Source organism: Bartonella sp. ML69XJBT (genome assembly GCF_028618515.1).
GTDB lineage: Bacteria > Pseudomonadota > Alphaproteobacteria > Rhizobiales > Rhizobiaceae > Bartonella.
The window spans coordinates 1-8,672 of record NZ_JAQITB010000045.1; the positions used below are offsets into that span (position 1 = coordinate 1).

Genomic DNA, 8,672 nt, shown 5'->3' on the forward strand with positions numbered 1-8,672 from the left:
CTTGCAGCAAATGAACTTGCATCAAATGAAAAAGACAAGAGCGATGTGGGAAGCAGAGGTACGGGTGGTTTTGGTTCCACAGGTCATGACTAAACAGCACATTGCGTGAGAAAAAACGCACATCCTTGCAAGCAGACAGTGCAATGATTACCATGGCTGTTATTTTGCAAGGAGTCCTCTTGGCTTGAAACACAAAGGCATCCATGCTCTGAATAAGCCACGCATCTTCCCCATGCACAAACACTAAGAAGCATAGAGGACAATGCACCCGTTGTGGAGTTTTACTCATCAATTGCGGACAAGAAGACTTTACCATTGAACGAGGCATGCGCATTGCCCAAACGGTCATTGCACCGGTTCTTCAAGTCAATGTTCATGCCCTTGCAGCAAATGAACTTGCATCAAATGAAAAAGACAAGAGCGATGTGGGAAGCAGAGGTACGGGTGGTTTTGGTTCCACAGGTCATGACTAAACAGCACATTGCGTGAGAAAAAACGCACATCCTTGCAAGCAGACAGTGCAATGATTACCATGGCTGTTATTTTGCAAGGAGTCCTCTTGGCTTGAAACACAAAGGCATCCATGCTCTGAATAAGCCACGCATCTTCCCCATGCACAAACACTAAGAAGCATAGAGGACAATGCACCCGTTGTGGAGTTCTGCTCATCAATTGCGGACAAGAAGACTTTACCATTGAACGAGGCATGCGCATTGCCCAAACGGTCATTGCACCGGTTCTTCAAGTCAATGTTCATGCCCTTGCAGCAAATGAAAAAGAGAATAGCGATATTGCACACAAAATAGACTTCAGCGGAATTCTCTATTGATAGTTTCTACTCTACAGGAGCCACATTTCCCCTTACAGCAGGTTTGGCATTTACCACATCACTTATGGGCGGCGCAATGACACCGTTTGTGACGTTTCCTGCTGTGTTCTCTGCCGGCCCTATAGCACTTACGGTTCCATCACTTGCTATCCCTTTTGCCCTCAGATTGGCAGATTTCTGCAATCCCATAAGTCCGACTTTGCTATATCCAGCAGCGCGAATTTGACCGAGTAAATCCACCACAGCCCCATAATCGATTTCACTATCGGCTTTGATCAAAATCTTTGTTTCTCGATTTTGCTTTGTTTCCTTCAATAAGGATTCCACAAAAGTTGTTGGGTTGACAAGATGCTCACCAACATAAAGGGCATGATCTTTTTGCAAAGTCACATAAAGAGGCTCGTCAGGTTGAACCGCGAAAGGTGTTTGCGTTATAGAAGGGAGTTGAACAGGAATAACCGATGTCGCCAAAGGCGCAGCCACCATAAAAACAATAAGCAATACGAGAACAACATCAATAAAAGGGGTTACATTGATTTCGCTATGTAATCCACTCTCATCGAAATCCCAATGATCATTAAAATCTGCTTTCATTTTTTATGACTTTTCTGTTGTCTGCGCCTATCGAGTTCACGGCTTAAGAGTCTTTCAAGTGCGGCAGCAATATCACCTAAATCATTGCGATAACCACTCAAAGCGCGCATCAAGCTATTATACATAACCACAGCGGGAATCGCCACAAAAAGTCCGATAGCGGTTGCCAGCAAGGCTTCGGCAATTCCAGGAGCCACCACATCAAGCCTCGTTGTTTGAGACTGTGCAATACCGATAAAAGAATTCATAATTCCCCAAACGGTAGCAAAAAGCCCCACAAAAGGAGCAATAGCGCCAATGGTTGCAAGAACAGCGCTACCACATGCAACACGCCGCACAACAGTAAGCAAGCAGCGTGACAAAAGCGAATGAACCCTCTCCTTTACACCCTCATTCATATCGCGCATATCTTGCACATCCTCGTCATACTGATTGAGCTCCTCATAAAAGAGGGGATGTTCACCAGTAATGGCTAGTGCTTCTTGTTGTATCCCCCGATGCCTCTCTTGTCTTACCGTGTTTTTTTCATGAGCGCCTCCACTGGTTCCCTCATGACCAACAAAATGGATCTGCTGTGTAGAAAGATACACTTCTTTAAGGACTTCTTTCAAAAAGAGCGCACCAGCTCCTTTGCTTTCTTTCAAACTCGCAGCCAAACGCGTAAGGGTCTGAGCATTAAGAGTCAATTGAAGTTCATGACGCGCTCTTCGTTTTGCCACAGTAATCTCAACAATTTTAACAAAAGCAATTGTCCAAGATGCAAGAGAAGCAAGCAACAAAAGAACGATCACAGCTTTTACAACAAAATCAGCTGCCATAAACATAGCAAAAGGGGAAAGATCATACGTTGCCAATACAGCAGACGCGCTCTCTAAGGGTACTGTCTCAGATTCCATTTTTGTCTCACACGGTTGTGGTTGTCACTTTTAAATCTTACAGCTGTGTCACCAGCCCCCGTAGCATCACTCTCCGACAACGCTCCGTCCCTGTTAACGTCACTCTGTATTCGTCTTAAAAAATAAAACTTGATAAATCAAGTATAGTTTTATTTCAGAAAATGTCTCTTTCAAGAGGACTTTTTAAAAGAATTTTTCTCTCATAAATTTAAGGCAATTTATCGGATAAAGCAGCTTATTGTGGAAAAAACAACTTGAATAACCCACTATATATTACATTAGAGCTTGATGTATAATGAGACTCTCTCAAAGAGCATATCAACAATTATACCCAAAAACAGAAATATTTTTCACTTCAATACTGCAGATACAAACAAAAAGATTTACTTGGCACAACACAAGAAGAATAAACAAGGAACAATCACTAAATAAGACCCCATACCCATCACTCCCACGACAAGAGATAGAACACCATGGGATCTGGAGCATCTACGAATTTGCAGCTTGCACAACTTCATAAGTGTAAAAATTGCTAATACCAAATAAACTCTATAGTTTTCACGAGAAGATTTTACACCATCCACAAACACCGTTATAAAATGGCTGAAGACTTCTTTAAAACAAGCATATGAATTCACAATAGCTAGTGTTCGGTTTGGGAATATTTTGCATAAACTGCATACCCCCACTCAATTAACAGAACTCCCTGCTCGCTATTGATATCATCACCTCACAAACCTCACAAAACAGATCCTGTTTTAAAATTCAAATGTACTTTTTTAAATGCCCCCCAATGCCAAAAGAAGATCCTATATAAAGGAAGCAAAGCGGAAAGACAGAAAGCTATAGATAGCAAGGAGATCAAGCAAACATCATAATCGTGTCGATATTCTTACATAAGCATAAAGATGCGGTATTTTATAGATTTTTCGTTATCCCCTTCGACAAGCAAAACTGCTCTCCTCCTGATACCTCAAAGGACAAAGATTTTTAACCCTACTGGTCTGTAAACAATCCAGTTTCTCTCGTGTTTTCCCTGCTGACCATTTGTATGGTTCACTTCCATAGAGCTCGACAAGCAAGCCCAGCTCTGAAATACGCTCTCCACACTTGAGAAAGACTAAAAATGTAAATTTTCTATGCCTTATATCACCATAGCTGGACACTGTTTTACGGCATAAAAAGATAATCAAACAAAATTGCCAAAAAGTTTCCCAACAAGATTCATTCTATCTAAAAAACATTTTTAAATTGCCCAAAGAGAGGGAACCAAAAAAATCGTTTAGCGTTACAAAAGCAGTGAAAATTTTTACTCCAAAGCAAATGATCACTATGAACACACAAAAGAGACAAATACTGAGTCGTAATAAATCAAGAGAGGGAAAAAGCATCATGGCAAATCATAAAACAACACAGAACAATAAAACGACAGCAGAAAAAGATTTACAAGGACAGGTAGAGAAGTTACGTGGTGAAATTTCAGGGATAACTTCAACTCTGACAGATCTTGGTGCCAGCAAATTGAACGCAGCAAAAAATAAAGCTGAAGAACTCTATAATTCGGCAAAAGAAAATAGTGAAGACATTATGTCTCAAGCGAAAGAAAAAATCGGCGAACTTGAACAAACCATGAACCATCATGTTCGTAAAAATCCTGGCAAGAGCGTTCTGTTTGCAGCAGGTGTTGGTTTTATTCTTTCTCAATTATTGCGGCGTTAAGCAATGCATAAGTTTATCGCTCCTCTTTTCAATCACCTCGTTGGTGGAGGATTAAAAAGCACTGTTAAGCAAGTACGCCTTCAAGCAATTTGCTATGGATTTATTGGCATTTCCTTGTTTATATCGCTACTTTTTTTATGTATCATCGGTTTTCTTGCCCTTTGTTGGGTCATGACGCCTCTTAGAGCAGCTAGCACGATGTTTTTGATTTGGCTTTTTCTTGCAGGTATCGCTATTTTCATTGGCCGCATTCTGAAAGCTTACCAAAGCTACGATCAACAAAAGAAATCTGAAGAGAGACGCCATCAGCTTATGACAGATGCCACACTTTCCAGTCTTACGCTTTTAAGCAAACATTTGCCTTTTGCCAAATTGAGTGTCCCAGTACTTGGTCTTGCAACTTATTTTCTGTGGAAAAAAGATAAAAAAGACCGCTTTTTAAATTAAGATATGCAATTGTGTCATCCTAACCCCCGCGGTGTTTTCTTTCTATTGAGAGAAAACACCCTCTCTTTTCCTTTGCTCATCCTTTTTTTCCCTTTGTTGATATTGTCACACAATAAACCTCTAAAGATTCTATTCTCGATCAACAAAGAATAAACTCACATCATTTTCCTCGTTAGAGTAAAACAGCTGTTATCATTCTATGCATAATAAAGTCATGAAAATGTTCGCAAGATTATGGTCCAGCAAGCCAAAGGATCTGATTATTTTTCAAGGCAACAATCAACAACAGCCCAACGGCTTCCCCCCATCTCCTTATCCACCATGTGACAGAACATTGTGCTGATAAACATCTCCCCTCTTTCTCGCGGTCCACATCCAAAACTTCGCACGCATCACTCTCAAGCATAATACAGATAACCAGAGTAAGGTCAGAAAAACAGACCACCTACCCTGTTTTTCACCAATATCCTCCCTACAAGCTCTTCTTTTCACCCTCTCCACAACCAATCAATTTGCCAAATTTCAATGAACGCAAAATATTGATTTATAATGATAATCTAGCGTTATTCATATTGAATGAGACCATCGAATACCGTAAGATTCTCTCATTTCAAATTTCTTTATCTTGAATCAATCAATATCATTCGCTTGCACGTCAAAAGCGGGGCTGGCGTGTGGGAAAAAACTGTATAAGAAAGGAGTAAAAATGGCTCTTATGAATCGTCTTAAGCGCCAAGGGCTGTTGCAACATTGGAAGCTAGCAAAATGAATGATGGTGCTGGCTTGCTTCTTCACAAACGTAAAGATGGCGGTGCTCAATGACTTTATCGCTATACTATTCACGGGCGCCGCCGTGAAATGGGCTTGGGAGCGTTGCGAGATGTCTCTTTAAAACAAGCCCGTAAATTGGCAACTGGGTGGCGTTCTGTTTTACGGGATTGGCATACCAATAAAAACATTTAAAGAAAAAACTAAAATGGCTCTTATGAATCGTCTTAAGCGCCAAGGGCTGTTGCAACCATTGGAAGCTGGCAAAATGAATGATGGTGCTGGCTTGCTTCTTCACAAACGTAAAGATGGCGGTGCTCAATGGCTTTATCGCTATACCATTCATGGGCGCCGCCGTGAAATGGGCTTGGGAGCATTGCGAGATGTCTCTTTAAAACAAGCCCGTAAATTGGCAACTGGGTGGCATTCTGTTTTACGGAATTGGCATACCAATAAAAACATTTAAAGAAAAAACTAAAATGGCTCTTATGAATCGTCTTAAGCGCCAAGGGCTGTTGCAACATTGGAAGCTGGCAAAGTGAATGATGGTGCTGGCTTGCTTCTTCACAAACGTAAAGATGGCAGTGCTCAATGGCTTTATCGCTATACTATTCACGGGCGCCGCCGTGAAATAGGCTTGGGAGCGTTGCGAGATGTCTCTCTAAAACAAGCCCGTAAATTGGCAACTGGGTGGCGTTCTGTTTTACGGAATTGGCATACCAATAAAAACATTTAAAGAAAAAACTAAAAATGCCTTTTATGCATGCTCTCCAATGCAAAAGCTGTCACAACATTGGAACTGGTGAATAGAATAGTGGTGCCTCGGATCGCTCTTTCATAAGCATGAAGATGGTGGAGCTCAATGAAAACTACCCTCCAAGCAAATGATCCTATCTTTTCTGAACTTCATCCTCCCAAGTCCCATGCACTGCTGCTTTACCTGTAAAAATCTAAATAAGCTTTGGAACAATTTTAATTTGTTTTGTTGTCAGCAAACAAAAGGGACGTTTCCACACGCCCTATCATTCGTTCCTCATTCTCCCCTATCACTTGCAAAGGCAACATCTTGGCAAAACACATGCCAAATAAGCCGTGGAACAATCCACATTGCTTGCTTTTCTCAATAAGAAGTCAACTCCTCATGAGCATATTTACTGCCTGCTGGTCCGTCTGCTTTAATAACTGCCTCCTTTAAAAGATGCGTTACTTTGTTAGGAATAGCTTTTACCCACTCTTGGTAGAATTTATTCTTTTATCATGTGTGGTGCCTTCTGTGTATTTTTAAATATTATAAAGCCCACCAGAGAATAAAAAACGCACCTATAGGGATTTCAAACTATACTTCATCCTCATATAGCTGAACATAACAATGTTATTAAATACGATTTACTACACTTTATCCACACAAATAACACATATTGATATATTAAAAGAGAATCGATTAAACAATACTCCAAAAATAAAAACAATACACAACTGGTAGTATATAATGATAGCAAATGAAGATGACTATTATGGAATTCTTGGTGTAAGTTGCGAATGCAATAATAAGCAGCTAAAATCTGCTTTTCGTAAGTTAGCTATGCAATACCATCCTGATCATAATCCTAGTAATAAGGAAGCGGAACAAAAATTTAGAAAAATTTGCGAAGCCTATGAAGTTCTTAAAGATCCTCAAAAAAGAGCTATTTACAATCAATTTTATCATGAAACTCTTAAAGATAATGACGCAACTTTTGAAAATAATATAAGCCAACAGAATAGCAGAAAAAAGACTAGTATCAGCAAATTTGCAGCATATAGACCCACAATTTTCTTGATAGTATTGATCATTGTTCTTAATGTTATCAAAATTCCACCAGAATTATTACCATTCATATCAATTCACTGTCTTTTTTATATGAGTTTGAGATTCTGGGGATTCTTAAAAGCTTTGCTTATTACAATAAGCGCATTAGTAATAGCTTTCATTTTTATCTCCTTAAGTATCATCCCAACAATGATCGTAATCTTTTTTTATGCTGCTGTAAATTTCTATGGAGTCAAGAAATTGAAAAAACTTGGTATAATTGAAGAATGATTTTTAACCTGTGTATGTTCTTGTACAAAATGTTTCTAAAACATATTAAGCGCTCTCTCTCATGAATTTACAAGATACAATCATTATTGAATTTATAATGAGATATTCCATCGCGTAGAGATTATACAATCTGTAGAGGCATTGTACTTTCTTTATTGATCCAATAGCACACATTGATATATTCAGTGTGAATCAACGAGACAGCCTTATTATCATAATGACGGTTCAAATGATGAAATCCTTATCTGTAACACATGCTATCACATTTATAACTATAACCTTTTTTCGATATCAGGGTTATTAGGATGTGCGAGTATAGAGAGTTTAGAACAATATGATAAACTTTACGAAGAATATGTAAATGAAAAATACGACGCTTTTGAACATTCTCAAAAGCAAGAAAAAGCAAAAAATTTGTATACAGCCATAGCTATCAAAATATAACTCAAAGATTTGACGTTATAAAGCACCGTCACATACTTATTGTTTTATGTGGACGTTTTGTTAATTTGTTGCGCGGTGATTATAATGAAGGGATATCATCAGACATGTTACTTAATGTCATAAGTAGTTTACATAATGACTATAATTGGAAAGAAAGCGATTTTATTTGGGCATATAATATGTCCATGAACTCTACAGATCCTATGATTGATTATGCAAAAAAATTTCTGAATTCTTCAAGTGTAAATGGCATTAGTTCCAAAACACAAATTATTGATCTCGTATCTAGTATGAGAAGCAGCAATAACGAAAACACTAAACAAATAGCCCGATTTTGTATAGAACTGAACACAATATATGATATGATAAAACCAAGAAGAAGTTATCAATAATATTTAACGATCAAAACGCTTTTGAAGAACGTTAAAAGCAACCCTCAGAGGTCCATAAGATACGATAATTTCTTATCTTCTATAACGAAATATTGTAGCGCAGCGTAAAAATTATATTGTCTATAGAGGCATTATATTACTTTTATTGCATCTTGCATAGATTGATAATAACGCCTTGCTTTTTTTACCCCACTGTTCAAAACTATTTTTGTCTGAATGTATCTACACATCATCACAAAGAGCGCTAAGATAATTCTAAAGCCTTCACGATACCTCAAAAAAAGTTTCCGCTTATAAACGAGCATCGTGATGGGTGATAACCTCCATCATCTCTGCCACGAGCCACATCCAGAACGTCCAGAGCCGTCACCCTCAAGCCATAATGCGAATAACCGGCTCAGTTCCAGAAGCACGGATCACCAATCGTGCGGCTTTTCCCAAACGCTGTGCGGCTTGATCTATTGCCGTTTTGACCGGATTTTCTTTCAACACATTTTTGTTTT

Annotated in this window: 8 protein-coding genes and 4 pseudogenes; 8 read left to right on the plus strand and 4 right to left on the minus strand. The window is 38.9% G+C overall.

The features are described 5' to 3' along the window. Positions 1-212 precede the first annotated feature (212 nt). Both PVV68_RS08940 and PVV68_RS10750 read left to right on the plus strand, forming a co-directional pair. The gene (locus PVV68_RS08940) at positions 213-473 is read left to right on the plus strand and encodes a hypothetical protein (RefSeq protein WP_404978442.1); all 261 of its coding nucleotides are present in this window, start codon (positions 213-215) and stop codon (positions 471-473) included. A gap of 188 nt (positions 474-661) precedes the next feature. Then, positions 662-829 carry a hypothetical protein gene (locus PVV68_RS10750; RefSeq protein ID WP_404978443.1) on the plus strand — a complete coding sequence of 56 codons (168 nt, stop codon included), beginning with the start codon at positions 662-664 and terminating at the stop codon, positions 827-829. A 6-nt stretch (positions 830-835) separates the two neighbouring features. On the opposite strand, the gene PVV68_RS08950 is transcribed toward PVV68_RS10750, so the two are convergent. Both PVV68_RS08950 and PVV68_RS08955 read right to left on the minus strand, forming a co-directional pair. Then, on the minus strand, positions 836-1,423 hold the full coding sequence (locus PVV68_RS08950) for a biopolymer transporter ExbD (protein WP_273721771.1): 588 nt from the start codon (positions 1,421-1,423) through the stop codon (positions 836-838). Next, entirely contained in the window at positions 1,420-2,319 is a 900-nt protein-coding gene (locus PVV68_RS08955; RefSeq protein ID WP_273721769.1) for a MotA/TolQ/ExbB proton channel family protein, read from the minus strand. Before PVV68_RS08955 ends, PVV68_RS08950 begins: the two co-directional genes overlap by 4 nt. A gap of 1,392 nt (positions 2,320-3,711) precedes the next feature. On the opposite strand from PVV68_RS08955, the gene PVV68_RS08960 reads away from it, so the two are divergent. Further along, a complete protein-coding gene (locus tag PVV68_RS08960; protein WP_273721767.1) occupies positions 3,712-4,038 on the plus strand; it encodes a YqjD family protein in 327 nt (108 codons plus the stop codon). 3 nt (positions 4,039-4,041) lie between these two features. Further along, positions 4,042-4,485, plus strand: a complete 444-nt coding sequence (locus PVV68_RS08965) for a phage holin family protein (RefSeq protein ID WP_273721765.1) — start codon at positions 4,042-4,044, stop codon at positions 4,483-4,485. A gap of 232 nt (positions 4,486-4,717) precedes the next feature. On the opposite strand, the gene PVV68_RS08970 is transcribed toward PVV68_RS08965, so the two are convergent. Then, complete coding sequence (locus PVV68_RS08970; RefSeq protein ID WP_273757060.1) at positions 4,718-4,891, minus strand: hypothetical protein; 174 nt, start codon at positions 4,889-4,891, stop codon at positions 4,718-4,720. Between the two features lie 300 nt (positions 4,892-5,191). On the opposite strand from PVV68_RS08970, the pseudogene PVV68_RS08975 reads away from it, so the two are divergent. From PVV68_RS08975 to PVV68_RS08990, 4 pseudogenes are all read left to right on the plus strand, one after another. After that, positions 5,192-5,424 (plus strand): annotated as a pseudogene (locus PVV68_RS08975) (Arm DNA-binding domain-containing protein); the annotation flags it as partial. 37 nt (positions 5,425-5,461) lie between these two features. Beyond that, positions 5,462-5,692: pseudogene (locus PVV68_RS08980) on the plus strand (Arm DNA-binding domain-containing protein); the annotation flags it as partial. Positions 5,693-5,732: 40 nt separating this feature from the next. Beyond that, positions 5,733-5,962 (plus strand): annotated as a pseudogene (locus PVV68_RS08985) (Arm DNA-binding domain-containing protein); the annotation flags it as partial. Between the two features lie 780 nt (positions 5,963-6,742). After that, positions 6,743-7,000, plus strand: a pseudogene (locus tag PVV68_RS08990) (DnaJ domain-containing protein); the annotation flags it as partial. Positions 7,001-8,541: 1,541 nt separating this feature from the next. Here the strand turns inward: PVV68_RS08990 and PVV68_RS10755 are convergent. Then, positions 8,542-8,661: a hypothetical protein gene (locus tag PVV68_RS10755; RefSeq protein WP_404978444.1), complete on the minus strand. Its 120-nt coding sequence runs from the start codon at positions 8,659-8,661 to the stop codon at positions 8,542-8,544. Positions 8,662-8,672 lie beyond the last annotated feature (11 nt).